A 23,921-nucleotide genomic window follows, 5' to 3' on the forward strand; every position below is an offset into this window, starting at 1 on the left:
GATGGCAAAATTTCTGTGCAAATGTTTGCATGTAATTGGCCTGGTGCGAACGCCAGCGCCTGAGCAGTACACGATGATTCCAAATGTTGTCTTGTATGATTTGGTGGATCGCGTCGAGAAAAAAGATATGAGTGGAAATGCCCTGATTGCCGAAGTGGATAGGACTGGGCAGGATGTTATTCATTGCCCGAAATGCGGCCGGGTGTGGATTAAGGGTTTTGATGAGGTTGTTTACAAAGCTTATGTTGTGGAGGTTGATAGCGAATGACCGCCTCCCTTTCTGATTTCTAATTCTGGGTTCGCGGTAGTCGCCGGCACCCACCTGCGGCTATAGAGCTGGAGCAAGGGCGGCGCCAACAAGGCTGTGCTGCACGACATGACCGCGGCCGCAGCGGCGGCCCTGCGCGGCGGCGACATTGATGCCGCCGCGTTGGGGGGCATTGCAAACAGTGTAGGAGCTGCTGAAGGTCTGACGCTTCCCGGAATGTCTAGGCCGGTGCGAGCGATCAACCCCAATTTCCCACCAAGTCAGGCCGGCGTCGACGCGATGAACAGTGTGGGCATTCGCAATATGGCGAATGACATACGGTGCGTTGATTGCAACGAAATCGCTGAGTCGATGCTTCGGACGAGCAATGGCGAAGGGCGAATACTTGAAGCCCGGCCGTTGTCGTCCGGTAATCTGAATGTCTTTGAGAACGGCTCGTTAGAGCCTGGGCAGTGGTATCACCAGGTCTACACGGATGGGCGATATGTCTTTGATCCTCGCTTGTCACCGACTCCGGTCCCGAAGGGCGACTGGTTGCAGCACATCCGTGGGATCAATCCTGATAGGGTAATTTTCCCAAGCAAACCAAAGGGATTTCCGTGAGCAAGAATCTTGCTAAAGGCGACGAGATTGTGAGCCTGTTGAGGGAGGTTTCTGAACTCGACTGGGCCAGAAATTCCTTCAGTCGGGTTGTGTATAGAGCGGCGCAGGGAGAAGTTGCTGAGGATCGTTCAGCGGAGCCTCCGTATACGAGCTTCAGATTTAAATCCGAGCAGCCAGGACTGTTGGAGGCTCTCGGTCGCGCTGTAAAAAGCTACACCGGAAAGGTTGACTGGGTTCTAGTCTCTCATGATCGAAGCCCTTCAGCAGGTATCAATTGGACCATCTGCCCAAAGCTAACCGTGGGCTTGGATGCTGAGATCAGGAGCAGTGGTCTCACAGTACAGCAGTATTTTCGAGAGCGGATGCCCGAGTTCGGCGTTTCGGCCTATGAGGATATGGTTGATTTTGTTGCCTATTTGAGGCAGTGCACTGTTCCTGCATGCTGAGTTCGACCGGCATAGCCGGGCAGTGGTGTTTTGGCGCGTCAATGTTGAGGGGCCTCTTCGTTATCGATCAGCTCGGAAAGCCAATTTCAAATAATGTGCCATTGGTGAAGCCAACAGAAACTGTTCACACCGGGATTCCCTTGGATGTCCGTAAGGCTCTCACGCATTTCACGAATTCAGATTAATTATGAATTCATCATATTTTAAAATGATAATCGACGCGGGGTGCGGTTCCGAGAAGGGGTTGTCGCTTCCCTCGGATGTGTCTGAATGGTTGTTTTTTCGGCATTTCTGGGGTCAGGTTAATATTCGGTTTGGTGTTTCTTTTTCTCAGTATGAAGAAGTCATGCCGGAACGCTTAGTCGGAGAGGTTGTGGATGCTGCTCGTAATTTAATCATGGAGGCGCTGAGTGCGTTACCGACGTCTGTTCGTTTCTGCTGCGGTTGGGATGGTGATAAGAATGAGCTGTTCTGCGAGATCGCAAGAGACGCCATTGTAAAGGCGCTTTTGGAGCTGGCAGCTTTCCTCGATGAGGCCAAGTTATTAAAGGCGGGCGTGTACTGTCAGCTTTGAACTTTGTTGTGCGATGTTTTCGATCGCTGTACACGATTCGGGTGCGTCAGGGGGGTATCTGTCGAGGTGTTTTATATGAAAAATAGCGAATAATTGATATTTTTTATTTGGTAGGCTTGGAAAGTTGGGAGGTAAAATGGATAGTGGAGGCGTATCAGGTAACGGGGTCGTTCCTTCGCGCCTTCAGGTCGATCTGCGCTCGCTTGTGGGATATAGGGTTGTGAGCCTAATAAGGTACAGTTGGTGGGCTCCCGATGAGGCGGAGCAGGAGTGCCGATTGGCTAGCAAGGATGTTTTTTCGTTGACATGTGGTCCGGCAGCAATCGCATTTGATTCAGGCATTATTCTGGGGGTTGCGAGCGATCCGTCCAAGAACTCGGTGTCTGTTTGGGTAGAGCGAGATCGGGCTGATCTGTCCGTCTGTGGGGGCACGCTCTCCTGCGATGAAGAGCTGCATCCAATTTCCGCCAATGATCCAAAGTTCGCATCTTCATTTTGGCATCGAGTGATTGGTGCGCAGGTCAGAGCAATTTCCCTCCTTGTTCGAAAGCCTAGAACCGCTCGACTTGCCGAGCTTCCGAACGAAGTTGGATTATGCTTCTTGTTGGATTCAGGCGCGAGAGTGATTGCGGCTCACGGGCTTCACGATGACTCAGATGATTTTGCGATCATCCAAGATGATTTTGTTTTGGAACGAATTTGCGCGGAGCTGAATGAGGTTCAGATAGGATAGTGTCGCAAGAATGCACTCCGTCTTTGACCGCCGAGCAGATCGCCCAGCTGATCAGCGACATCGTCTGGCTGGTCGAACAGACCGTGACTCCGTCCGAGGGCCGCACCGAGACCGTGCTCGCACCGCAGGTCTATGTGTAGCCGAACCTTGGTCAGAGCGGTCCTCGCTTTTCGTTGATTGCGCTCAATGGCACACATTCAAAACGCATATAGCAGCGTGCTAGTTTCGCGTTTCTGCGCCACTAAGGGGGAAACATGAAGGCGTTTATCGCCGCCGCTGCGGCGGCCTTGTTCGTCGTCGGTACTGGTCCAGTCCACGCCGCAAAGAAACCCCAGCCCACGCCTACGCTTTATCAGGGCAAGCCCAACGAAGACGCCGCCAAAGCCCTGCTCGAAGTAGCGTTAGTCCAGTCCGGAAAAAACGGCAGCTGGGAGCGCATCGGCGCCGGTCGGGTGTATTACCTGGGCGGGTTCAAGGCCGAGGGGCAGGCGGTGTTCGATGCGATCCTGGCGGGCGAGCACGAGGACAGCGATGTATATCGGATCGCCCGGGTATATGCCGAGGCCGGCGAGTGGGCCCGGGCGAAACCGTTGTTCGACAAATTCCTGGCCGGCAATCGCGACGATGCCAAGGCGCTGGCCGAGGTCGGTGCGCATTATCTGATGCAGGGCGACCGGGCGACGGCCGAACGAATGTTCGAGCAGGCGTTCAAGCTGAGCGACGACGATCCCTGGGTCACCGAAAACGTCGCCGGCGCTTATCTCGGGGTGAAACCGCAGGAGTAAGCTTCCGCTGCGCAGACCTTCAGCGGCGAGGTCTGTGCACCTTCGTCCTTTCGATCCATCGCGCTGTCGGAGCTGCCATGGCCGATTATTCCTGCGTGATCCGCCTTCCGGGGCCGATCGAAGCATCATGCGAGCGGGTGTTCTCGGCCGTGCTACGTCTCGGCGCGGGTTTGGCGAATCCGGCGACGGCAGGATCACCTCGTGGGGCGAGGAGGGCGACTACGTCGAGTCGCTGGACTACCACGATGTGCTGTCGAAAGCGTTGCGTGGACGCATCCGCAACGTGTAGTTCTGGGCCGGACCCGGCGAGGGCCTGTTCGTTTGCTGGGCGCCCAGCGCCGCCGGCGTGGTTTACGGCATTCCCTTGAACGGCGTCTCCGAGCCGCTGCCGCGGCGATTGGTTGCCGCATTGTCGGAACCGGTCTGGGCTGAGCGGGCGCAGGGGGCGTACGGGAGCGCGCTGTTGGAACTGCGCAAGGACTGAGCGTCGGGCCGGTTCGCTCAGAGTTCGTGCGTCCAGCCGCCGCGTGCCTTCAAGCGGCGGTGGAAATCGGCCGCCAGGTCGGCCAGCTTGATCGCGGCGAAGCGGGCCAGGACGGTGGCTTCGGCTTCGGCCAGGGCCGAGTCGATGCGTTCGTTGACCGCCTGTTCGACCAGGCATTTGGCTTTGCGGTCGGCGACGCCGATCGCGAACAGGCTGGGACTGCCCAAGGCCCGGTGCACGTCGAGCAGGCTGATCTCGGACAGTTCGCGCGCCAGGACCCAGCCGCCGCCGGGGCCGCGTTCGGCGGTAACGATGCCGTGTTCGCGCAGGCCGGCCAGGGTGCGGCGGACCACGGTGGGGTTGGTGCCGAGCATGCCGGCGATGGTCTCGGAGGTCGCGCGCTGCTCATGGCTGTCCATGTGCACCAGCACGTGCAGCATCCGCGACAGGCGGCTGTCGAGTCTCATGGGCGGTCGCCGGATCGGGTCCAGCCAAATCATATCATATGAAGTTGCATATTGCCGTGGTGCATCTTATATTGATCCTTCAATTGTTACGAATTGGAGATCCGTCATGGGTGTCGAGGGTTCGGACTACGAGGTCGTGGTGGTCGGCGGCAGCTTCGCCGGCCTGTCGGCGGCGTTGATGTTGGCGCGGGCGCGCAAGCGGGTGCTGCTGATCGATGCAGGGCGGCCGCGCAACCGTTTTGCCGCGCACTCGCACGGGGTGATGGGGCACGATGGCAAGGCGCCGGAGGAACTGATCGCCGAGGCGTTGGCGCAGTTGATGGGCTATCCCAGCGTGAGCCTGAAGCAGGCGACCGCGACCGCGGCCGAGCGCACGGCCCTGGGCTTCGCTCTGCGACTGAACTCCGGCGAGCGCGTGTCCGGGCGCAAGCTGGTGCTGGCGACCGGCGTCCGCGACGTTCCGCCCGATCTGCCCGGCCTGCGCGAGCACTGGGGCCGCAGCGTGCTGCATTGTCCCTACTGCCATGGCTTCGAATACGCCGGCCGTCCGCTCGGCGTGCTCGCGACCGGCGACATCAGCCTGCATCAGGCGCTGCTGATTCCGGAGTGGGGGCCGACCACTTATTTCACCCAGGAGCTGACCGACCCCGACGAGGCTGCGCGCCGGCAACTGCAGGCGCTGGGCGTGCGGATCGAGCCGGTGCCGGTGATTGCCCTGCAAGGCGAAGGGGCCGCGCTGTCCGCGGTGCTGCTCGCCGATGATCGAACGCTGCCGATAGACGCCATGTTCGTCGCGCCGCGGATCGAGCTGACCTGCGATTTGCCGCTGCAATTGGGCTGCGAACTCGCGGACGGTCCGCTCGGGCCTTATCTCAAAGTCGACGAACTCAGGCGGACTTCGGTGCCGGGCGTGTTCGCCGCCGGCGACTCGGCCGCGCCGATGCACAGCGCGGCGATGGCGTTGGCGGCCGGTGCGATGGCGGGGCTGAGCGCGCACCGGGCGCTGCTGGAAGAACGGCCCGGAATGCTGGCGGCCTAGCCTTGTCGTTCACGCCGCCTGCGTCCGCTCGTTAAGGGAAGCGTCCCTTATACGAATACGAGGCTGCGATGTCCTGGGTACCCCAAGCGGAAGATCTGGCGCTGTACGATGCGGCGCGCGAAGAAATGCTGGGGCTGCGGATTCCGCTGTTCCTGCAGCCGGACGGCGTCAACGAGCGCATGTTCGTCGCCGCCTTCGACGGCACCGGCAACGATGTCGCCCAGCAGCCCGACGCCCCGACCAACATCGCCGCGATCGCGCGCCAGATCGAGGTGCGCGACGATCCGCGCATCGTCGTGTCGTACCTGGCCGGTCCGGGCACGCAGAGCAGCGCCCGCGAGCGCGTGCGCGACAAACTGACCGGATCGACCTATGGCGCGCGCATCGACGAGATGTATGCGCGCTTCGCGCGTCAGGCCCGGGCCTGGATCGAAGAAGATCCGGCCGCGAAGATCCGCCTGGTCACGATCGGTTTCAGCCGCGGCGCAGTGCAGGCGGCCGGCTTCGCGGTGCTGGTCGGCGAACGCGGCGTGACCGCCAGGAACGGCCAGCAGTTGCGCAAGCCGGCCGATGTGCCGCAGGCGATCGGCCTGTTCGACCCGGTCGCCGCCGGCACGCCACAGAAGAACGACCGGCGCTTGCCGGACACGGTGGTGTCCGGTTTCCAGCTGCAGTCGCGCGACGAAGAACGCATCGACTTCCCGCTCAATCCGATCCTGCCGCCGGGCTTGACCGAAAACGGCCGCTTCCTGTCGGTGGTGCTGCCGGGCTCGCATTCCGATGTCGGCGGCGGCTACGCCGGCGGCGGCCTGGAAGCGCAGGCCGGCGATCTGATGATCGACTACCTCAACGGTCTCAGCGCGGTGCCGTTCCTGGCCCGGCGCAGCGTTCCGCTGGACGATGCGAGCAACAGGCCTCATCAGGAAGAACTGGTGCCCGGCTCCGGCGACTGGCGCCGCACCAAAGGCAATCGCCAGCTCGACGGCGGCCGCGACAAGAACCTGGCGCCGCCCGACATGTATCGCGACGGCAGCCTCACCTGGTGGGGCAAGCCGCGCATGCAGGATCGCAGATACGTTTACAACACCGGTGCGTGGCCGCTGGAAGGCGAACGCCGCAACGACACCAAGGCCGGTCTGCAGTATCGATTCATCGATCCGTTCCGCGGGCCGCCGACCGTAGCGCCGCGTCGTCGGCGCGGCAATGCCGTCGACTTGCTGCTGCAGAGCATGCAGAAGGCGGCGACCCTGCGCGACGAGAACGGCCTGGTCAACCTCTTCGACGGCGAGCGGGTGCGTCTGGCGGCCTTCGCCGCCTGGGTCGCGGCCTCCGCCGGCATGACCCGGATCGACCGGATGCGGCTGGAGGGGCCGACCGAAGTGGTGATCGAGCAGAACGTCGACGGCCAAGGCTCGGCCGGCTTCGATTTCGACCGGGCCGTGCGGACGCCGGTGGAAGACAGCAACGCTGCGCTGCAGAACGCGCTGGACGGCTGACGTTTACAAGACGATGCCGCGAACGGGCCGGGCCGTACGGCCCGTGCGCGGCGGCGTAGCTATCGGGGGCGATTCACGCTGCCAGGGCCTCGTCGCTGGGACCGAAGAACTCACAGCGGATGCGTTCGCCCGGCACGCCGGCATCGACGGGTTCGCGCACGAAGCGGCGCATGAACGGGTGCGGCCTGCACAAATAGACATCGGCCTGGTCGAGCGGCGTGTGGGCGCGCAGCCAGCCGCTGTCGATCAGGGCGCCGACATCGACATTGCGGGTCTTGCCCGCGACATCGCCGATGCTCGATTCGCAATGGACCCTGGCCGCGCGGAGGCGGACGTAGCCGGAAGCGAGATGGCGCACACCGTGTCCATGGCATGGCTGGCGCTGTTGGCTGTGCCGTGGAATCAGTAGATTCCGACTGCGGATGATGGCAGTACGGGCAGGAATCGATAAAGGTTGAAGCAGAGCCCGACCTGCTTTGGACTTCTCCCGAATCCCGAATCCCGAATCCCGAATCCCGAATCCCGAATCCCCGCCAAAAGGCTTAGTACGACAGTCATGCAGCGCGACCGGGCCGGGCGTGGGATCATGCCTTGACTCGTGCCGGCCCGACGGTTGCCGGCGCGGTCCTCCGCCTCCTTGTCGCCTCCCCGGAACCCTTCACGATGCTGCGCTCGCTCGCCTGCACTTTAGTGTTGCTGCTGTCCGCATCGCCCGCCGGCGCCGCGGCGATGAACGAATCCCTGGACATGGCCGTGCCGCAGGCGCCGGCGCCGTTGCGGGTCGAGGGGCGGCAGCGGTTGATGTACGAGCTGCACCTGACCAATTTCAGCAGTGCGCCGTGGGAGCTGCGGCGGGTCGACGTGCTGGACCGCGACGGCGGAGCGGTGCTGGCCGGTTTCGCCGGCGCCGAACTGGCCGCGCGCCGGCAGTCGATCGGCGCTGCGGCGGCGACGCCGGCCGATGCCGCGTTGCGGCCGGGCGAGCGCGCGGTAGTGTTCGTCGAATTCGATCTGCCCGCCGGGACCCTCGCGCCGGCGGCCTTGCGCCATCGCATCGGCTTGCTCGGCGCACAGGGCGAAGACGAGATCGAGGGCGCGCCGGTAGCGGTAAGCGAGCCTTCGACCCTTCTGCTCGGTCCGCCGCTGCGCGGCGGTCCTTGGGCGGCGGTGCATGCGCCGCAGTGGCCACGCGGCCACCGGCGCGTGTTCTACACCTTCGACGGCCGCGCCCGCCTGCCCGGACGGCATGCGATCGACTGGGTCGCGGTCGACCGCGCCGGCCGTATTTTCCGCGGCGATCCGGACCGCACCGCGAACTCGCTGGGCTATGGCGCCGATGTACTCGCGGTCGCCGACGCCGAAGTCGTCGCCGCGCGCGACGGCGTCGCCGAGCGCGCGACCATCTCCGGCCACCGCAAAAATACGCTGGACCTGGCGCCGGGCAACTATCTCGTGCTGGCCCTGCCGGATGGACGCTATGCCACCTACGAGCACCTGCGTCCGGGCAGTCTGCGCGTGCGGGTCGGCGAGCGCGTGCGCCGTGGCCAGACCCTCGCCGCGCTGGGCCACACCGGCGATTCCACCCGCCCGCACTTGCACTTCCATGTGTCCGACGGCGCCCGCCCCCTGGCCTCGGAAGGGCTGCCGTTCGTGTTCGAGCGTTTCGAACTGCTCGGGACCTATCCGCAGATCGATCGGCTCGGACGCGAGCCCTGGCAGGCGCTGGCGGCCGGCACCGAGCGCGAACGGCTCGGCGAGGCGCCCGCTTCCAACAGCGTGGTGATGTTCGCCAAGTGACCGGCGCGCGGGTACGCGTCAGCGCTGCGCCTCGACGATCATCGCGTGCGGGCAGTGCAGGTAGTTGTGCCAGAACTCGCTCGGCTGCACCTCGCGCCCGCTCTCGGCCAGCACCGGCGCGTGCCAGCGCAACTGGGCGAAACCGGCCTCGGCGAAGGCGCGCTCGTGCGCCTCGCGCGACCAGTAGAACGCGTCCAGGTCGAGTATGTGTCCGCCGAACCAGGCGTGCAGATGCACCGGTGCCCCCTCGTACAGGGCCGGTGGCGCGCTGAGTTCCATGCCGTAATTGCGATACCAGCCCGGTTCGCGCGCGAATTCCGGATTGAGCACTGCGGCGACGAAGCGGTCGCCGGGCGCGGACAGGGCGTGGAAGGCGGTGCGGCAGATCGAGGTGAGGCCGTGCAGGGTCGGCGCGTAAGGCAAGACGTAGATCGCGGTGACCAGATCGAAACGCTCGCCCAGATCGTCGGCGATCGTATCCGCGGCGCGGGTGGCGTCGCGCCAACGGTAACCGATGCCCAGCGGCGTGCGGTCTTCGCGCCGACGGGCGTAGTCGATCATGCCTTCGGATACGTCCAGTCCCATGACCCGGCGCGCGCCGCGTTGGGCGATGGCGCGGGTGTACAGCCCGCTGCCGCAGCCCAGGTCGAGCACGCGCAGGCCGCCGGTATCGCCGAGTACACGCAGAACGCTGTGCATCTCGATGTGCTTGCGGAACGGCATCTGCTCGATGCTGTCTTCGTAGGCGTCGGCCAGGGCGTCGAACTGACTGTCGGCGTGGTTCATGAACGGCTCCTCGTGATTACCAGGCGACCGGCAGACTGACCGGGCGGATGAACAGGATGTTGCGCTCCCATGGAATCTCGCTTGCCGGCAAGGCCAGGGCGAGGCGGGGGAAGCGCTCGAACAGCAGGCGGTAGGCCGATTCCAGAAACACCCGGGTCAGCGACGAGCCCAGGCAGAAATGCGGGCCGCTGCCGAAGGTGGCGGTGCCGTCGGTGTCGCGGTGGATGTCAAACTTTTCCGGATGCCGGTAATACTTCGGGTCCCAGGTGACGCCCAGCATGGTCGCGCACACCGCTTCGCCGCGGCGGATCAGGCCGTCGCCGACCGTCACGTCCTCGGTCGCCACGCGCGGCAGGCCGAGCACGCCGTTGTGGTGGTAGCGCAGAACTTCCTCGACCGCGCGCGGCCACAGCGCGGGGTCGTCGATGCATTGGCGCAGTTGCTGCGGGTGTACGAGCAGGGTCAGCAGGCCGGTCGACAGCGGCGGGATCAGCGGTTCGGAACCGGTGACGAACAGATAGCAGACCGTGCCGACCAGTTCCTGCTCGCTGATCCGGCCTTCGCGTTCGGCCTGGATCAAGGCGCCGATGGGATCGTCGTGATGCGGCTGATCGCGGCGCAGTTCGATCACCCGGCGGGCGAAGTCGATCACCTGGGCCGTGGCCTGGGCGACCTCCTCGGCGCTGGCTTCGTAGTTGGTCTGGGTATGGAAGTATTCCAGGTAACGGGCGCGGAACTCGACCGGAACCTGCAGAATGTCGCAATTGCTGTGCAGCGGCAGCAGGTTGGAATAGGCCTGCATCAGGTCGACCGGATTGCTGCCGGCGGCCATCGCATCGAGCAGGGATTGCGCGTGGCGTTCGATCAAGGGCCGGTAGCGTTCGGCGCCGGCGCGGGTGTAGAACGGACCGATCACCTGCCGCACACGGGTGTGGTCGGGCGGGTCGAGGTTGAAGATGCCGCCCGGCACGGCGGTGAAATCTTCGCCGACGAAGCGCGGCGCGCCGTGAAAGGTGAGGTTGCGCGAGAAACGCCGGTCGCTGAGCACCATCGCGATGTCCTGCTTGCGCGTAAGCATCCACGCCGGGGTGCCGCTGGGCAGGCGGATCGGGCACAGCGGTCGGTGCTTGCGCGCCCAGGCGATGGTTTTCGGCGGCGTGCCCAGCGGGCCGATCGGGAAGGGGTAGTCGATCAACTCGGTTTGCTGTTCCAGCGAAAGCGTCATGGCGGCGGCACTCACGGCAGGCGGTGGACACTGACATAGCCCTGGCCGCGGTGGCGCGGCAGGGCGTCGTCGCGTTCGAGCAGGGCATGGACCAAGGGGATCGGACGCGGATAGACGAACACCGAGCTGGCGGCGCCGAAGATCGACGGACTGTCGACGAGGAACGGCAGCTCGGCCAGCGCGTACTGCACGGCGTACTGCACGGCGGAATCCGACGCCGCTGCTCCGCCGCTGCCTGCGACCGCGCTGCGGGCGGCGCTCTCGCAGGCCTGGTGCAGCCAGGGCTCGCGGCGGCTGCGTCGTTCCAGCTCGCGCCGCAGATCCAGATAGGCGGCGCGATCCTGCAGCCGGGTCCAGGTATGCACCCGCTGTTCCGGCCGGTCGATGCCGCATTCCTGCAATTGGCGGGTCGCGGCATTGCGCAGGGCGTTGAGTGCATGACGCAGGCGGCGCACGGCATCGAGCGGACGCGCGCCCGCGGCGACCAGAGTGTGGGCGGCTTCGTAGCCGGGCAACAGCACGTCGATGCGGCGGAAGTGACCCACGCCCCAGGCGACCAGGCCTTGCACCGTGTGAGGATTGAACCCGCCGTTGAACGGACTCAGCCCGATCACGGCATGCTCGGCGATGTCGAACAGACGACGGCAGTGTTCGGTATAGGGCTGGGCCCGTAGCGAGGTTGGCGGCGATGCAGGAATGCAAACAGCGGACACATCGGCGTTCGGCAGATTCATCGCGGGACTCCGGTGGCGTAAAAAGGACGACGTCCCACCGCTGCAAACGCATCTGGCACGGAAGCGACAGGCGTCGTTGCGGCCGCGGCTGGCGCCGCGCTGCGCAGGTGCAGGTGCAGGACGGGGACGAGAGCGAGCACCGCGACGCGACGCGCCCATCGGCGTCGCGTCGGACGGGGTGCATCTCCACTTCGTTCGGCGCAGAACTTACTCGCGCACGCAACGTCGAACCGTGATTGAAATCGCCGGATCGCGCGCGCCGATAGTGTGCTATCTGACTGAATTCAGAGATAAGTGAGCGTCGGTGATCGGCCATCGCGAAGCGTCGTGCGAAAGCCGATCGGCGTCACTGCTATCCCGAAAGATTCGCTCTCCGGGCACGGACTGGCGCGGTGCGACGCAGTTTCGCGGTGCGCCCTGTTCGCAACGCGTGCATTCAGCGGCGGGCTTCGCTAATGCAGCGTGTCCAGTCTGGCGACGCACAGGCCGGCGGCTTCCTTGAGAAAGCGCCCGCTGCGTCGCAGCGCGCGTGGCGACGGTCGCCACGGCGGCAGTGCGTCGCTGAGCGGCGTCGCCGCGGTGGCGATGCCCTGCACGCGCCAGCCGGCGCGTTCGAACGTGCGTACGGCGCGCGGCAGGTGCTCGGGCGAGGTGACCAGAATGATGTCGTTCCAGCCGCGCGCCGCGCCGATCGTCCGACTGAAGCCCGCGTTGTCCGCGGTGTTGCGGCTGCGGTCCTCCAGCACCAGTGCCGACGCCGGCACGCCGAAGGCTCGGATCGAATCGGCCATGCGCCGTGCTTCGCTGCTGCCGGGCGTATGCGCGGTCGGTCCGCCGCTGAGCAGGATCTGCGGCGCCAGGCCGCGTTGCCACAAGCGCGCGCCGAGCGCGAGCCGATTGCCGGCCAATTGCGGCGCGGCCGCGTCAGCGGCCTCGTACTGGTCGGCGCGGCCGATATCGCCGCCGAGTACGACGATCGCGTCGGCGCGCCGCGCCCGGGTTTCGCTCAGCGCGGGATAGCCGCGTGCGAGCGCCGCGGCGAGGCCGTCGGCGGCGACCGGCAGCGACCACCACAGCGTCCACAGCGGTGCGATCAGCAACAATGCCAGCGCGCAGCGCCGCCAGCGCAGCGCCGCGGCGAGCAGCGCCAGCGCGGCCAAGCCGAGCGAGCCGTGCAGCGGCTCGAGCGGCCAGCGCAGCAGCTCGCCGAGCCCGCTCATCGGCTCACTTGGAGGCGCGCAGCAGTCCGCCGCTGTCGTCGTCGAGCAAACGGCTGAGCGCGTCGGTCATCAGGGTCGCCTGGCGATCGCGGGAGTAAGCCGGTGCCGCGGCCAAGCTGGCCTCGCGCAGGCGACGCATGCGCTCGGGGTCGGCGGCCAGTTCGCGGATGGCCTCGGCCATCGCCGCGCCGTCCTCCGGCGGCACGCACACGCCGCAGCCGGTGCTCTCGACGATCCGTGTGGCCTCGCCGCGCGGAAGCGACATCAGCGCCGGAATGCCCATGCCCATGCCTTCGAACAGCTTGGACGGGATCACGCTGCTGAACACAGGCGTGTCGCGCAGCGGGATCAGCGACAGATCGCACAGGCTCCACAGCCGCGGCATCATGTCCTTGGGCTGACGCGGAATCATGCGCACGTTGTGCAGCCCGCGCTCGGCGACCAACTGCTCGACGCGGGCGCGTTCGGCGCCGCTGCCGGCGAAGAAGAAGGCGATGCGCGGCTCGTCGCGCAGGCGCTCGACCGCGTCCAGCACTTTTTCCAGGCCGTGGGCCATGCCGTGAGTGCCGAGGTAACCGACGACGAAGCGGCCGTCCAGGTCGTACTCGCGCGCCAGGGCTTCGTCGCGCGGGCCGGGCCGATAGCGTTGCAGGTCGACGCCGTTGAGCACCACATGGATCTTGCCGGCGTCGACGCCGCGCTGGATCAGCTCGTCGCGGAAGCTCTGGGTGACCGGCACGATCGCGTGGGCGCTGCGGTAGAGGAACATCTCCAGCTTTTCCAGCACCCGGATCGCCGGGCTGCGTTGCATCGCGCCGACCGCGGTGATCGATGCCGGCCACAGGTCGCGCAGTTCGAACACGAACGGGCGTCGGCGCAGCCGTGCCAGCGCCCAGCCGCCGAGCGCGCAGAAGAACTGCGGCGAAGTAGCGACGATCACGTCGTGGCGGCGCTCGAACAGGCCGAATCCGACCGAGGCCGCCATGAAGCTGAGGTAGTCCAGGGTGCGCTTGGCGAAACCCTCGTTGGCGGTGATGTAGGTCTTGACCCGGACCACGCGGATGCCGTCCAGCGTTTCCATGCTGCGCCAGGCGTTGCGATAGCCGGGAAACAGCTTGCCCTCGGGGAAGTTCGGCGCGCAGGTGATCACCGTGACCTCGTGCCCGGCGCGCACCCAGCGCACCGCGTGTTCGTAGGTACGCGTGGCCGGCGCGTTGCCTTCCGGCGGGAAGTTGTCCGTGAGAAACAGAATGCGCATGAGCTTCAGCTGGTCCAGGTGAACACGATGGCGGCGCTGCCGGTGTCGCGCGGCACGGCGACTTCCAGCACGTCGCAGGCTTCGCTGCGGCCGAAGCCGGCGTGATAGGTGCTGGCGGCGACGTGGGTGCTCAGCCCCTCGGGCTCGCTGCGCCAGCGCAGCGCCTCGATGCCGTCGCCGGCGACGCGCGCAGCGCCGATGCGCAGGCCCGGCGGAGTACGATAGCGCGCGACGGCGCGGGCGAAGCGGCCCTCGATGCGGTCTTCCACCCGCAGTTGGTCTTCCTGCAGGCGCCACCGGCGGCAATGCACGGCGCGGCCGGGCAGGCGCTTGTAGCCGTCGTGCGCGGCTTCCAGCCAGACCCCGCCGCTGTCCTGGCCATGGCCGATCGCGAACGGCAGGGCGCGGCGGGCGACGCGGAAACTGCTCCAGACCTCGGAGGAGTCCTGGTCGTCGATCTGCACCGTGTTGTGCGCGGCGGTGCCGCGCTGCCACAGGCGCTCGGCGCCGATGTCGTAACGCGAGGTGCCGGCGTTCACCAGCACCCGGCGCCCGCGCAGGGACAGCTCGAAGCTCAGGGTATCGGCGTGAGCGTGGCCGGGCAGGTAGTTCGGACCGACTTCGCCGATATCGGCGATCAGCACCGCCTCGCCGTACTCCAGGCGCGCGTAGCCGGACTCGGGCAGCAACTGCAGGGCCTCGCCGGAGCGCTCCGGCGGAGTCAGCCCGAGCGAGCGCGCATAGTCCTGCAACGGCGCCAGTTCCGGCGCGATGCCGTGGGCGGCGTCGTTGAAGAAGGCGATGCCGCCGTCGGGATGGGTCATGACCGCGAGCCAGCCGAGCATCGATGCGGCGCGTGTCCGCCACAGTTCCAGATCCTCGCGCGACACCGCCGGAGCGTAGCGTTCGCCGAGCTGGATCAGGTCGAGCAAATCCTCGAGCAGGATCGCGTGGTACATCGGGCTGCGTTCGAAGTGACCGCCGTCGGCGAGGATCTGCTCGCCGATTTCGCGGCGCATGCCGCGCAGGCCGATGTCGAGCCAGCGCGCGCCTTCCTCGCCGTCGAAAAACAGGCCGGCGAACAGCAGGGCTTTGTAGTTGGCCCACAGATGATTGCCGAGCAGGTGCCGTTCCAGGCGGCCGGCCAGATAGCGGGCCTGTACGGCGAGGCTGTCGAGCGCGGCTTGGCGGGCGGCGTCGTCGGCGGGCGCGTGACCCGACAGCAACCACTTGATCCAGTTGACGGTGCGCAGCGACAGGCAATACGGCTCCCAGCCGTTGCCGGCGCCGGGTGGATTGGACGCGATCCAGCCGCGCACCAGGTCGGCGTGCCAGCCGGCGCGCGCCGCCGCGCCGTCGGCGACCAGATCGTCGAAGTAGTGCAGGTTGTACAGCCACAGCTTGGGCAGGGCGCGATCGTTCCAGTCGCCGTTGCGCAGATCGTGCTCGGCATTGAGAAAACGGAACCGGTTCGGGCCCAGCATCGACGGCGCGCGCGCGCAGCCTTGCCACTGGCCGCGCGCCGGCATCGCCGGTGGCGCGGGCGACAGGTCGATGCGCGGCCGGTGCAACCGGTGCCAGGCACGGCCGTAGATCTGCACCGGGCGCAGATGGCGCACGGTGTACCACAGCCGCAGGGCGCGCGCCGAGGCGTTCATGCGCGGACCGCTGCGTCCAGTTCGATGGTCGCGCGGGCGACTTCGAACAGTTGCTCGGCCGGGATCGGCGAGTCGCCGCGCGCCTTGACCGCGGCCATGAAGGCCTGCGCGCAGTCGTTCTGGCCCTTGTCCTGGCGCCACAGGTTCATCGATTTGAAGCCCGGCCAGCCGTAGCCCTTGAGGCGGCGGAAGTTGTCCAACTGCAGCACCCGGCCCGCGGTGAAGACTTCCAGGCGCTCCTTGGGGAAGCTCTTGTCGCCGTTGGCCAGGTAATGCACGGTTCCGAACGAGCCGTCGGCGAAACTGAGGCTGAAGCTGACCCGGTCGCTGCGGATGCCGACGCCGGGCACGTTGCCGACCGCGGTCAACTGGTGGCCGACGATCGGCGCGCCGGCCAGGAAGCGCAGCAGGTCGACGAAGTGGCAGGCTTCGCCGATCAGGCGGCCACCGCCGGCCTTGGGGTCCTGGGTCCAGTGGTCGGCCGGAATCGCGCCGGCGTTGACCGTCATGATGAAGCTCTTGGGTTCTTGGACGCCGGCTAGCAGCGCGTGCATCTTGCGCACCTGCGGGGCGAAGCGGCGATTGAAGCCGACCATCAGCACCGGCGGACGGCCGTACACCGCGCAGTCGGCGTAGGCCTTCTCGATCTCGGCCAGCTCCTCGAGCGTCATGCACAGCGGCTTTTCGACGAAGACATGCTTGCCCTGGCGCAGCGCCTTGGTGGTCAGCGCGGCGTGGCTGCCGTGCTGGGTCGCGATCACCACCGAATCGTTGCCGCTGTCGCGCAGGGTCGCGTCGGTGTCGGTGCTGGCGTTGCGGAAGCCGAACTTGCGGCCGAAGTGCACGCTGCTGACCCCGCCGCTGGAGACCACGGTGTGCAGCGAGGCGCCGGCCTTGGCGAAGGCGGGGATCAGCACCCGGCCGGCATAGTTGCCGGCGCCGATGAAGGCCACCGAGCCGTTGCCCGGAGCGGCCGGCGCGGCGGGCGCCTGCACCGCGGCCGGCAGCGGCACGGTGCGGCGCAGCGGCGTGGCCAGCGCGTCGTCGGGACGGCCGTAGTCGAGCAAGATGCCGAGCGAAGGTTCGGCGCCGCCGAGCACGGCGTAGGCCTGCTCGGCCTCGGCGATGGCGTAGCGATGGCTGACCAGCGCCTGGGTCTGGATCGAACCGGCCGCCATCATGTCGAGCATGGCCTCGAAGTTGCGCTGCTCGGTCCAGCGCACGAACGCGACCGGGTAGTCGTTGCCGCGTTCTTCGTAGGACGGGTCGTAGCGGCCCGGGCCGTAGGAACAGGAGACCTGGAAACTCAATTCCTTCTCGTAGAAGTCGGCGCGCGACAGTTCCAGGCCGGTGACGCCGACCAGGACGATGCGGCCGCGCTTGCGGCACATGTGCGCGGCCTGCGAGACCGGTTCGTTGCTCTTGGTCGAGGCGGTGATCAGCACCGCGTCGACGCCGCGGCCGCGCGAGAACGTCTGCGCCGCCGAGACCGGGTCCTCGCCCTTGGACAGGTCGACGGTGTCGGCGCCGTAGCTGCGCGCCAACGCCAGCTTGGCCGGGTCGAAGTCGATGCCGAGCACGCGGCAGCCGTGCGCGCGCAGCAGCTGCACGGTGATCAGGCCGATCAGGCCCAGGCCGGTGACGACCACCGCCTCGCCGAGGGTCGGCTGGACCAGGCGAATGCCCTGCAGGGCGATCGCGCCGAGCACGGTGAACGAGGCGGCCTCGTCGTCGACGCCGTCGGGGATGCGCGCACACAGGTTGGCCGGCACCGCCACCACTTCGGCATGCTTGCCGTTGGAGGCGACGCGGTCGCCGACCTCGAAGCCGTTGACCCCGGCGCCGACGCCGATCACCGTGCCGACGTTGCAATAGCCCAGCGGCAGCGGCTGGTCGAGTTTGCTGCGCACCGCGTCGATGGTGGTGGCCAGGCCGTCGGTGCGGACCTTCTCCAGCACCATGCGCACCTTGTCCGGCTGCTGGCGCGCCTTCTGCAGCATGTTGGCCTTGCCGAACTCGACCAGCATGCGTTCGGTGCCGGCCGAGACCAGGGTGGTGCCGGTTCGGATCAGCAGATGGCCGGGCTTGAGCGCCGGGACCGGGACGTCGACGACTTCGGTGCTGCCGTCGCGCAGATTTTGCAGGACCTGTTGCATGGTGGTTCCAGTACGAAGGGGGAAGGTGGGGCGTCGCGGCGGGGCGGGCGGCGATGCGCTATCGGTTGACGGGCGTCATGGCGGCCTCAGCGTTTCCGGCTCAAGCCGGCGCATTCGGCGATGACCCGCGCCATCGCCGTGTCCCAGGCCTCGTAGCGCAGGGTGCGCAGGCCCGCGCGGCGCCGTTCCAGCGCCTGCGGATCGGCGTCGATGCGCAGCAGTTCCTGGGCCAGGGCGCGACCGTCGCCGTACTCGCACAGGAAGCAGGCATCGGCGGCTTCGAACGGCTGCGACGTGTCCAGGCCGGGATTGGTGACGAACGGAATCTGCAGCGCCGCGCAGTCGAACCACTTGTTGGGTTCGGCCAGGCGGTTGATCTCCAGCGCCGGGTCGTAGAAGGCCAGCACCAGGTCGGCGCTGAGCAGCAGGGCCAGCGCGTCCTCGTTGCTGACGATGCCGCGGTAGCGTTCGCCGAGCAGTTCGGCCAGACGCTTGGCGTCGTCGCCGAGCAGGCGACCGGCGGCGACGAAATCGATCCGGTCGCCGACCGCTTCGACCGCCTCGCGCATCATCTTCGCGCCGCGTTCGGGCGAGATCAGGCCGCTGATCAGCACCCGCAGGCGGCCGTCGCGCGGCGGCATGCCGGCGACCAGGCCGCGCGCGCGCTGGATCACATCGCTGTGCGGGGTATTGTGGACGATGCGGATGTTGCCGCCGTCGCCGTCGACCGCGCGCGAGGCGCCCGGCACCACGTGCAGGGTGGCGCGGCGGCCGACGAAACGTTCGATCGTCTCGATCAGGCGCTTGACCGGCTTGGGCCAGGCATAGCTCTTGGACAGCTTGTCGCGGTCCAGGAACACGTACTGGCAGTCGCGCAGGCTGGCGACCAGCGCGCAGGGCAGGGCCGCGTCCAGGCGCGAGCAGAAGTACACTCCGGCGCGCGGTTGCAGGAACACGCGCAGGGTCAGCCAGGCCACCCACAGCGCATAGCCGAGCGCGTTGATCGCGCCCCCGCCCCAGGAACCGAAGCTCAACAGCACCCGCACCTTGGGCAGCGCGGCGGCCTGCTTGTCGCGGCTCCAGATCCAGAACTCGTACGGGATCGCGGCCGCGTCCAGCACCTGCGACAGCTTGCTCAGGTATGGATTCTTCAGATAAGGATTGCCCTGGCCGAGGATGATTGCGTTCATGCCGTCACCCCGCGCATGCGGATCGGGCGATTGCCCAGCCAGGTGACCGCGAACAGCAGCAGCACGGTGATGAAATAGCGACTCCAGCCGCCGAGCAGTTCCATATACAGAAATCCGGAAGAGAACATGAAGATCGAGAAGCTGTAGACGACCACGCCGACCGGCGTGACCTCGCGCCGTCGCGCGTAGAGATTGCGGATGCCGGCCAGGCAGGCGCCGTTGACCAGGCCGAACAGCACCAGGCCGAGCAGGCCGAAGTTCATGTAGCCCTCGGTCGGCAGTCCGGTGGTGTAGGAGGTCAGCTTCTCGCCGTCGAGGGTGTAGCTGCCGGGGTAGATCATGTTGCGCAGCGCCGGGCCGCCGCCGAACGGCTTGTCCGGCCAGAACGCGCGCGGAATCGGGTTGAGCGCGGCGGCGACCACGGTGGCGCCGTAGACCGGGTCCCAGTCGCGTTCGTGCTGGGCCAGCCAGACCAGGTTCTCGGCGTTGCCGAACGCGCCGTTGAGGCCGTACACCAGCAATTGCACCGGCCCTTCGCTGGTCACGCTGGAGGCGTCGGCGCTGTCCAGGGTGGTGCGGATCTTGGCCCAGGCCGACAGGCCCAGGGCGATCGCCAGCATCACCGGCAGCAGCATCAGTGCGCGGCTCATCCGGCCCTTGAAGATCGACAGCGAGGCGAACAGCACGATCGCGATCAGGATGAAGACGAAGTTGCGGTTGCCCATGGCGACGAAGGCCACCGCGACCACCAGCACCACCGCGCCGATCGGCAGCAGCCGCCAGCGCGACATCGGCCGTCCCGGCGCGCGCCGCGAAGCGAAATAGTTGGTGACCAGGATCGCTGCGTAGCAGATCGCCGCGAACGCCAGCACCACCGCCGGGCCCATGCCGCGGCGGATCATGATCCGGTCCTTCATGTAGTCGGCCAGGTCGTAGGCCGACACCGTGCGCGCCAGATACAGCACCGCACACATCGCCGGAATGCCGACCAGCACCAGCACCCGCCGCCGTTCGCGCTTGGTCAGCGCGCGCACCTGCGGCAGGGCGGGGCGCGCGCCGCCGCCGGCGAGCAGATAGCCGCCGATGCCGGACAGGCAGAACACCAGCGAGAACAACAGGGCGAACAGCTTGGCGTCGGTCGAGTAGTAGAACGGATAGGTCTGGACTTGCTGCAGTTCCTTCAGCCAGGGAATGAAGCCGTAGATGAAGGCGACGGTGAGGACGAAGGCCAGGATCGGATTGACGAACAGGCGATCGAAGCGGCCGCCGATGCGCGCGAACGCCAGCAGTCCCAGGCTCATGAAGAAGATGACGTAGAGCGTCGCCAAACCGGTCCGGCCTCCCTCAGTCCTGCTCGGTGATGTCGCGGCGGAAGATCTCGCGCGCGGGGTTGCCGGCGTAGACGGCGAAATCCGGCACGTCCTCGGCCAGCACCGCGCCGGCGCCGACGATGGCGCCGCGGCCGATCCGCCGCACCCGCGGCAGCACGGTCGCGCCGGCGCCGATCCAGGCGTAGTCCTCGATCTGCAGCGGCGAGAACTCGATCGGATTGCGGTGCCAGTCGGCATGGCCGCGCCGCACCGCGTGGTTGTGGGTGAACAGCTTGGCGCCTTCGGACACCGCGACGTGATCGCCGATGCGCACCCCGCCGGAATAGTCGATGTAGCTGTCGGCGCCGAGCTCGACGCCGCGGCCGAACGAGATCGCGGCGCTGTCGCTGCGATGCGCGGCGACCACCATCACCCGGTCGGACACGCTCATCCCGGCGGCGCGGAAATGCCAGGCGTAGATGCGCGTGCGCAGGCCGCGCAGCCCCGGCAGGCCGAAGGCCGACAGGGTGCGGGCGATCACGTAGGCGGTCTTGGACAGGGACGACATGCGCGCCTCAGCCGGCCCGGACCCGGTCGGGGTAGAGCTTGGCCACGTACTCGGTCACCGAGCCGACGATCTGGCCGGGGCTGCCGACCACGATGCTCAGCGGCGGGATCTTGCCGCGCACCACGCTGCCGGCGCCGATGATGCAGCCCGGGCCGATGTCGGCGCCGGGCATGATGATCGAACCGGTGCCGACGAAACTGTAGCGGCCGATCGAGACCGGCTTGACCCGGATCTCGGGCCGTTCGAAGCGCAGCCCCAGTTCCTTGGCCGCGGTGTGCACCGCGGCGTCGTGGGTCAGGATGCGCACGTTGCTGGAGATCGTGCAGCCCTCGCCGAGCCGGATCAGCGAGTAGTCGGTGCCGTCGAACCAGATCTTGGCCGACAGGTAATTGGGCATGCCGTCGATCTGCGCGCCTTCCGACTTCAGGTACCAGGTGAACAGGCGCGTGACCAGGCCCGGCTTGATCAGCCAGCCGACCCGGATCGCGCCGAGGATCACGGATTTCTTCAGCAGACGTACGACTCTCATGGGTTACTCCGTGCCACGGCCTTCCAGCGCAGCTCGTTGCGGTTGAACAAAGCGAAGGTCAGCAGCTGCAGCACCGAGGCGACGAAATAGGCCTGGGCCAGGCCGGCCGCGCCGCCGTGCATACGCAGGGCGACCGCGGCGGCGGCGAGCAGAACCACGCAGAACACCGCGTTGCCGGCCAGCAGGATGCCGGGCCGTCCGTCGGCGGTGGCCTTGCGCATCAGGATCGTGGTAGGCGCGGTCGCCACCACCGAGGCCAGCAGCCATTGCAGCGGTTGCACCGAGCCGGCATAGTCCGGGGCGAAGGCGTGGATCGCCGGCGGTGCGGCGAAACCGGCGAACAGGGCGATGCCGCCGGTGATCGCCAGCAGCAACAGCATCGAGTGGCGCAGCACCGTCGAGGCGCTACCGCGGTCGCCGCGCGCCAGCGCCGAGGACAGCATCGGCAAGGCCGCGTTGGCGACCACGCCGATGCCGAACAGCAGGATCGAGCGGGCCTGATTGCCGAGGGCGAAATTGCCCAGCTCGACCGCGCCGTCGCCGGTGTGCGACAGCATCACCATTACGATCCACATCGCGGGCACGGTCAGCAGGCCGGCCAGCGAGGACGGCAGGCCGAGCTTCCACAGCACCGTCCAGTCCTCGCGCCGGGTCGCGCGCAGCGACAGGCGCAGGCCGTGTTCGCGCCGGTAGCGGCGCAGGCCGCGTTCCTGGCCGAGCGCGATCACCGCCTGCGAGAGCACGTAGCCGTACACCGCCCAATGCAGGTCGTGGCGCATCGCCGCCAGTACCATGATCGCGAACGCGACCGGGGCGCTGGCGATGTTGGCGTAGGCCTGTTCCTTGACCCGATGCAGGGCCAGGGCGACGCCGTTCTGGACTGCGGTGACGAAGCCGGCCAGCACCAGCAGGCCGGCGCTGGCGTAGACCGGCGTCAGCGCCGCCGAATGGCCGACCCAGCGCGCCAGCAGCGGCGACAAGGCCACGATCAACGCCGCGAACCCCAACGCGATCAGCAGCGCCGAGCCGTACGACACCGACAGCGCCACCTGCAACCGCTCGCGCGGGCCGTCCACCGCCTCGGCGACGATCTTGGTCGCCATCTGGCCCAGGCTGAGGGCGCAGAAGGTGGTGAACAGCAGCGCGGTGGTCTGGATCAGGGTGAACTGACCGAAGGCCTCCGGCCCCAGCAAGTAGGCGACCAGCAACACGCCGGCGAAGATCGCGCCGCGCGAGGCCATGGCGCTGATCGCCGAGAGGCTGGCGGTGGTGATCAGGCGGCGGATCATCGGAGATCGGTCATGTCGGTGCGGCCGGCCGGCGGGCTCAGGTCCAGATGCCCTTGGTGTCGACCAGGCGCAGATGGGTCGGCGCGGCCTGTTCCTTGAACGGCTTGTGGTCGACCAGCAGCAGACCGATGTCGGCCTGGGCGCTGGCGGTGGGGAAGTCCACCAAGATCACGTTCGGCGACGACTTGAGCTTGTCCGGCAGCGCGTCGATGTGCGGCTCGACCGCGAGCACCTTGCCCGGATGGCGCGCGGCGAGCTCGATCGCGATGTCCAGCGCCGGGCTTTCGCGCAGGTCGTCGATGTCGGGCTTGAACGACAGGCCGAACACGGCGATGGTCAGGTGCTTGTCTTCCTTGCCGGCGGCCTTGGCCTCGGCGATCGCGGCGTCGACCTTGTCCATGACCCAGTGCGGCTTGCTGTTGTTGACCTCGCGCGCGGTGCGGATCAGGCGCGCTTCTTCCGGTGCGCTGTCGACGATGAACCAGGGGTCGACCGCGATGCAGTGACCGCCGACGCCCGGGCCCGGCTGCAGGATGTTGACGCGCGGATGGCGGTTGGCCAGGCGCACCAGCTCCCAGACGTTGATGCCGAACTTGTCGCTGATGATCGACAGTTCGTTGGCGAAGGCGATGTTGACGTCGCGGAACGCGTTCTCGGTCAGCTTGCACATCTCGGCGGTGCGCGCGTCGGTGACGATGCATTCGCCGCGGACGAAGGCGCGGTAAAGCTCGCACGCGCGCTCGGCGCAGCGCGGGGTCATGCCGCCGATGATGCGGTCGTTCTCGATCAGCTCGCGCATCACGTGGCCGGGCAGCACGCGCTCGGGGCAATAGGCGACGTTGACGTCGGCTTCGACGCCGGTCTGCTGCGGGAAGCTCAGGTCCGGACGCGCGGCGGCCAGCCACGCGGCGAGTTGTTCGGTGGCCCCGACCGGCGAGGTCGACTCGAGCACGATCAGATTGCCCTTGGCCAGCACCGGCGCCAGCGCCTTGGCGGCGGCTTCGATGTAGCTCAGGTCGGGCTGGTGGTCGCCCTTGAATGGAGTCGGCACCGCGATCAGGAACGCATCGGCGGGCTGCGGCGTGTCGGTCGCGCGCAGCAGGCCCTTGTTGACCGCGGCGTATACGGCGACGTCGAGCTCGGGCTCGAAGATGTGGATCTCGCCGCGGTTGATGGTCTCCACCGCGCGGGCGTTGACGTCGACGCCGATCACGCGCTTGCCGGCGGCGCAGAACGCGGCGGCGGTGGGCAGGCCGATGTAACCCAGGCCGATGACCGAAACGGTTTCGAATTGCATAAGAACTCC

At 67.0% G+C, this 23,921-nt stretch carries 25 protein-coding genes; 10 read left to right on the forward strand and 15 right to left on the reverse strand.

What is annotated here, in order from left to right; genetic code table 11:
• Position 1: 1 nt before the first annotated feature.
• The 7 genes from V2J18_RS03480 to V2J18_RS03510 all read left to right on the forward strand — a co-directional run bounded on the left by V2J18_RS03480 (position 2) and on the right by V2J18_RS03510 (position 3,698).
• Positions 2–268: a hypothetical protein gene (locus V2J18_RS03480; protein ID WP_141233446.1), complete on the forward strand. Its 267-nt coding sequence runs from the start codon at positions 2–4 to the stop codon at positions 266–268.
• Between the two features lie 108 nt (positions 269–376).
• Positions 377–871 (forward strand): hypothetical protein, encoded by a 495-nt coding sequence (locus tag V2J18_RS03485; protein WP_141233445.1) that lies wholly within the window; start codon positions 377–379, stop codon positions 869–871.
• Positions 868–1,317, forward strand: a complete 450-nt coding sequence (locus tag V2J18_RS03490) for a hypothetical protein (RefSeq protein WP_336130980.1) — start codon at positions 868–870, stop codon at positions 1,315–1,317. The genes V2J18_RS03485 and V2J18_RS03490 overlap by 4 nt, the downstream gene beginning before the upstream one ends.
• A gap of 187 nt (positions 1,318–1,504) precedes the next feature.
• Entirely contained in the window at positions 1,505–1,891 is a 387-nt protein-coding gene (locus tag V2J18_RS03495) for a hypothetical protein (protein WP_336130982.1), read from the forward strand.
• A 277-nt stretch (positions 1,892–2,168) separates the two neighbouring features.
• Positions 2,169–2,624 carry a hypothetical protein gene (locus tag V2J18_RS03500; RefSeq protein ID WP_336130983.1) on the forward strand — a complete coding sequence of 152 codons (456 nt, stop codon included), beginning with the start codon at positions 2,169–2,171 and terminating at the stop codon, positions 2,622–2,624.
• Positions 2,625–2,878: 254 nt separating this feature from the next.
• A complete protein-coding gene (locus V2J18_RS03505) occupies positions 2,879–3,409 on the forward strand; it encodes a tetratricopeptide repeat protein (RefSeq protein ID WP_336130984.1) in 531 nt (176 codons plus the stop codon).
• A 127-nt stretch (positions 3,410–3,536) separates the two neighbouring features.
• Positions 3,537–3,698, forward strand: a complete 162-nt coding sequence (locus V2J18_RS03510) for a hypothetical protein (protein ID WP_336130986.1) — start codon at positions 3,537–3,539, stop codon at positions 3,696–3,698.
• A gap of 212 nt (positions 3,699–3,910) precedes the next feature.
• Here the strand turns inward: V2J18_RS03510 and V2J18_RS03515 are convergent, their stop codons facing one another.
• Entirely contained in the window at positions 3,911–4,360 is a 450-nt protein-coding gene (locus V2J18_RS03515) for an RrF2 family transcriptional regulator (RefSeq protein WP_064747698.1), read from the reverse strand.
• 106 nt (positions 4,361–4,466) lie between these two features.
• Between V2J18_RS03515 and V2J18_RS03520 the strand changes: the two genes are divergently transcribed.
• Complete coding sequence (locus V2J18_RS03520) at positions 4,467–5,399, forward strand: NAD(P)/FAD-dependent oxidoreductase (protein WP_336130987.1); 933 nt, start codon at positions 4,467–4,469, stop codon at positions 5,397–5,399.
• A gap of 68 nt (positions 5,400–5,467) precedes the next feature.
• Positions 5,468–6,895, forward strand: coding sequence for a phospholipase effector Tle1 domain-containing protein (locus V2J18_RS03525; RefSeq protein ID WP_064747696.1), 1,428 nt, complete (start codon positions 5,468–5,470; stop codon positions 6,893–6,895).
• Positions 6,896–6,968: 73 nt separating this feature from the next.
• On the opposite strand, the gene V2J18_RS03530 is transcribed toward V2J18_RS03525, so the two are convergent.
• Positions 6,969–7,253 (reverse strand): NO-inducible flavohemoprotein, encoded by a 285-nt coding sequence (locus tag V2J18_RS03530; protein ID WP_336130988.1) that lies wholly within the window; start codon positions 7,251–7,253, stop codon positions 6,969–6,971.
• Positions 7,254–7,558: 305 nt separating this feature from the next.
• Between V2J18_RS03530 and V2J18_RS03535 the strand changes: the two genes are divergently transcribed.
• Positions 7,559–8,692: a peptidoglycan DD-metalloendopeptidase family protein gene (locus V2J18_RS03535; protein WP_336130989.1), complete on the forward strand. Its 1,134-nt coding sequence runs from the start codon at positions 7,559–7,561 to the stop codon at positions 8,690–8,692.
• An 18-nt stretch (positions 8,693–8,710) separates the two neighbouring features.
• On the opposite strand, the gene V2J18_RS03540 is transcribed toward V2J18_RS03535, so the two are convergent.
• The 13 genes from V2J18_RS03540 to wecC form a co-directional block, all read right to left on the reverse strand.
• Complete coding sequence (locus tag V2J18_RS03540; RefSeq protein WP_336130990.1) at positions 8,711–9,478, reverse strand: class I SAM-dependent DNA methyltransferase; 768 nt, start codon at positions 9,476–9,478, stop codon at positions 8,711–8,713.
• Between the two features lie 16 nt (positions 9,479–9,494).
• Entirely contained in the window at positions 9,495–10,703 is a 1,209-nt protein-coding gene (locus V2J18_RS03545) for a cytochrome P450 (protein ID WP_336130991.1), read from the reverse strand.
• Positions 10,704–10,714: 11 nt separating this feature from the next.
• Positions 10,715–11,437, reverse strand: coding sequence for a tRNA-dependent cyclodipeptide synthase (locus V2J18_RS03550; protein ID WP_336130993.1), 723 nt, complete (start codon positions 11,435–11,437; stop codon positions 10,715–10,717).
• A gap of 452 nt (positions 11,438–11,889) precedes the next feature.
• Positions 11,890–12,657, reverse strand: a complete 768-nt coding sequence (locus V2J18_RS03555; RefSeq protein WP_336130994.1) for a YdcF family protein — start codon at positions 12,655–12,657, stop codon at positions 11,890–11,892.
• A gap of 4 nt (positions 12,658–12,661) precedes the next feature.
• Complete coding sequence (locus V2J18_RS03560; RefSeq protein WP_336130995.1) at positions 12,662–13,915, reverse strand: glycosyltransferase family 4 protein; 1,254 nt, start codon at positions 13,913–13,915, stop codon at positions 12,662–12,664.
• Positions 13,916–13,920: 5 nt separating this feature from the next.
• Positions 13,921–15,573 (reverse strand): heparinase II/III family protein, encoded by a 1,653-nt coding sequence (locus V2J18_RS03565; protein ID WP_336130996.1) that lies wholly within the window; start codon positions 15,571–15,573, stop codon positions 13,921–13,923.
• Positions 15,570–17,729 carry a bi-domain-containing oxidoreductase gene (locus V2J18_RS03570; RefSeq protein WP_336130997.1) on the reverse strand — a complete coding sequence of 720 codons (2,160 nt, stop codon included), beginning with the start codon at positions 17,727–17,729 and terminating at the stop codon, positions 15,570–15,572. The genes V2J18_RS03565 and V2J18_RS03570 overlap by 4 nt, the downstream gene beginning before the upstream one ends.
• Before the next feature lie 86 nt (positions 17,730–17,815).
• The gene (locus V2J18_RS03575; RefSeq protein ID WP_336130998.1) at positions 17,816–18,919 is read right to left on the reverse strand and encodes a glycosyltransferase family protein; all 1,104 of its coding nucleotides are present in this window, start codon (positions 18,917–18,919) and stop codon (positions 17,816–17,818) included.
• Positions 18,916–20,247 carry a hypothetical protein gene (locus V2J18_RS03580; protein ID WP_064747686.1) on the reverse strand — a complete coding sequence of 444 codons (1,332 nt, stop codon included), beginning with the start codon at positions 20,245–20,247 and terminating at the stop codon, positions 18,916–18,918. Before V2J18_RS03580 ends, V2J18_RS03575 begins: the two co-directional genes overlap by 4 nt.
• Before the next feature lie 16 nt (positions 20,248–20,263).
• Entirely contained in the window at positions 20,264–20,797 is a 534-nt protein-coding gene (locus V2J18_RS03585; RefSeq protein ID WP_064747685.1) for an acyltransferase, read from the reverse strand.
• Positions 20,798–20,804: 7 nt separating this feature from the next.
• Positions 20,805–21,326 (reverse strand): acyltransferase, encoded by a 522-nt coding sequence (locus V2J18_RS03590; RefSeq protein WP_079248142.1) that lies wholly within the window; start codon positions 21,324–21,326, stop codon positions 20,805–20,807.
• Entirely contained in the window at positions 21,323–22,615 is a 1,293-nt protein-coding gene (locus V2J18_RS03595) for an oligosaccharide flippase family protein (protein WP_064747683.1), read from the reverse strand. Before V2J18_RS03595 ends, V2J18_RS03590 begins: the two co-directional genes overlap by 4 nt.
• Before the next feature lie 37 nt (positions 22,616–22,652).
• Complete coding sequence (gene wecC / locus V2J18_RS03600; protein ID WP_336130999.1) at positions 22,653–23,912, reverse strand: UDP-N-acetyl-D-mannosamine dehydrogenase; 1,260 nt, start codon at positions 23,910–23,912, stop codon at positions 22,653–22,655.
• Between the last annotated feature and the right edge of the window lie 9 nt (positions 23,913–23,921).

The sequence above is a fragment of the Lysobacter firmicutimachus genome, assembly GCF_037027445.1.
Classification (GTDB): Bacteria; Pseudomonadota; Gammaproteobacteria; order Xanthomonadales; family Xanthomonadaceae; genus Lysobacter; species Lysobacter firmicutimachus.

Coding starts and splice junctions, on each gene's coding strand:
- V2J18_RS03480 (WP_141233446.1), top strand. CDS start 2: ATGGCAAAATTTCTGTGCAAATGTTTGCATGTAATTGGCCTGGTGCGA.
- V2J18_RS03485 (WP_141233445.1), top strand. CDS start 377: ATGACCGCGGCCGCAGCGGCGGCCCTGCGCGGCGGCGACATTGATGCC.
- V2J18_RS03495 (WP_336130982.1), top strand. CDS start 1,505: ATGAATTCATCATATTTTAAAATGATAATCGACGCGGGGTGCGGTTCC.
- V2J18_RS03505 (WP_336130984.1), top strand. CDS start 2,879: ATGAAGGCGTTTATCGCCGCCGCTGCGGCGGCCTTGTTCGTCGTCGGT.
- V2J18_RS03510 (WP_336130986.1), top strand. CDS start 3,537: ATGCGAGCGGGTGTTCTCGGCCGTGCTACGTCTCGGCGCGGGTTTGGC.
- V2J18_RS03515 (WP_064747698.1), bottom strand. CDS start 4,360: ATGAGACTCGACAGCCGCCTGTCGCGGATGCTGCACGTGCTGGTGCAC.
- V2J18_RS03520 (WP_336130987.1), top strand. CDS start 4,467: ATGGGTGTCGAGGGTTCGGACTACGAGGTCGTGGTGGTCGGCGGCAGC.
- V2J18_RS03525 (WP_064747696.1), top strand. CDS start 5,468: ATGTCCTGGGTACCCCAAGCGGAAGATCTGGCGCTGTACGATGCGGCG.
- V2J18_RS03535 (WP_336130989.1), top strand. CDS start 7,559: ATGCTGCGCTCGCTCGCCTGCACTTTAGTGTTGCTGCTGTCCGCATCG.
- V2J18_RS03540 (WP_336130990.1), bottom strand. CDS start 9,478: ATGAACCACGCCGACAGTCAGTTCGACGCCCTGGCCGACGCCTACGAA.
- V2J18_RS03545 (WP_336130991.1), bottom strand. CDS start 10,703: ATGACGCTTTCGCTGGAACAGCAAACCGAGTTGATCGACTACCCCTTC.
- V2J18_RS03550 (WP_336130993.1), bottom strand. CDS start 11,437: ATGAATCTGCCGAACGCCGATGTGTCCGCTGTTTGCATTCCTGCATCG.
- V2J18_RS03555 (WP_336130994.1), bottom strand. CDS start 12,657: ATGAGCGGGCTCGGCGAGCTGCTGCGCTGGCCGCTCGAGCCGCTGCAC.
- V2J18_RS03560 (WP_336130995.1), bottom strand. CDS start 13,915: ATGCGCATTCTGTTTCTCACGGACAACTTCCCGCCGGAAGGCAACGCG.
- V2J18_RS03565 (WP_336130996.1), bottom strand. CDS start 15,573: ATGAACGCCTCGGCGCGCGCCCTGCGGCTGTGGTACACCGTGCGCCAT.
- V2J18_RS03570 (WP_336130997.1), bottom strand. CDS start 17,729: ATGCAACAGGTCCTGCAAAATCTGCGCGACGGCAGCACCGAAGTCGTC.
- V2J18_RS03575 (WP_336130998.1), bottom strand. CDS start 18,919: ATGAACGCAATCATCCTCGGCCAGGGCAATCCTTATCTGAAGAATCCA.
- V2J18_RS03585 (WP_064747685.1), bottom strand. CDS start 20,797: ATGTCGTCCCTGTCCAAGACCGCCTACGTGATCGCCCGCACCCTGTCG.
- V2J18_RS03590 (WP_079248142.1), bottom strand. CDS start 21,326: ATGAGAGTCGTACGTCTGCTGAAGAAATCCGTGATCCTCGGCGCGATC.
- V2J18_RS03595 (WP_064747683.1), bottom strand. CDS start 22,615: ATGATCCGCCGCCTGATCACCACCGCCAGCCTCTCGGCGATCAGCGCC.
- wecC (WP_336130999.1), bottom strand. CDS start 23,912: ATGCAATTCGAAACCGTTTCGGTCATCGGCCTGGGTTACATCGGCCTG.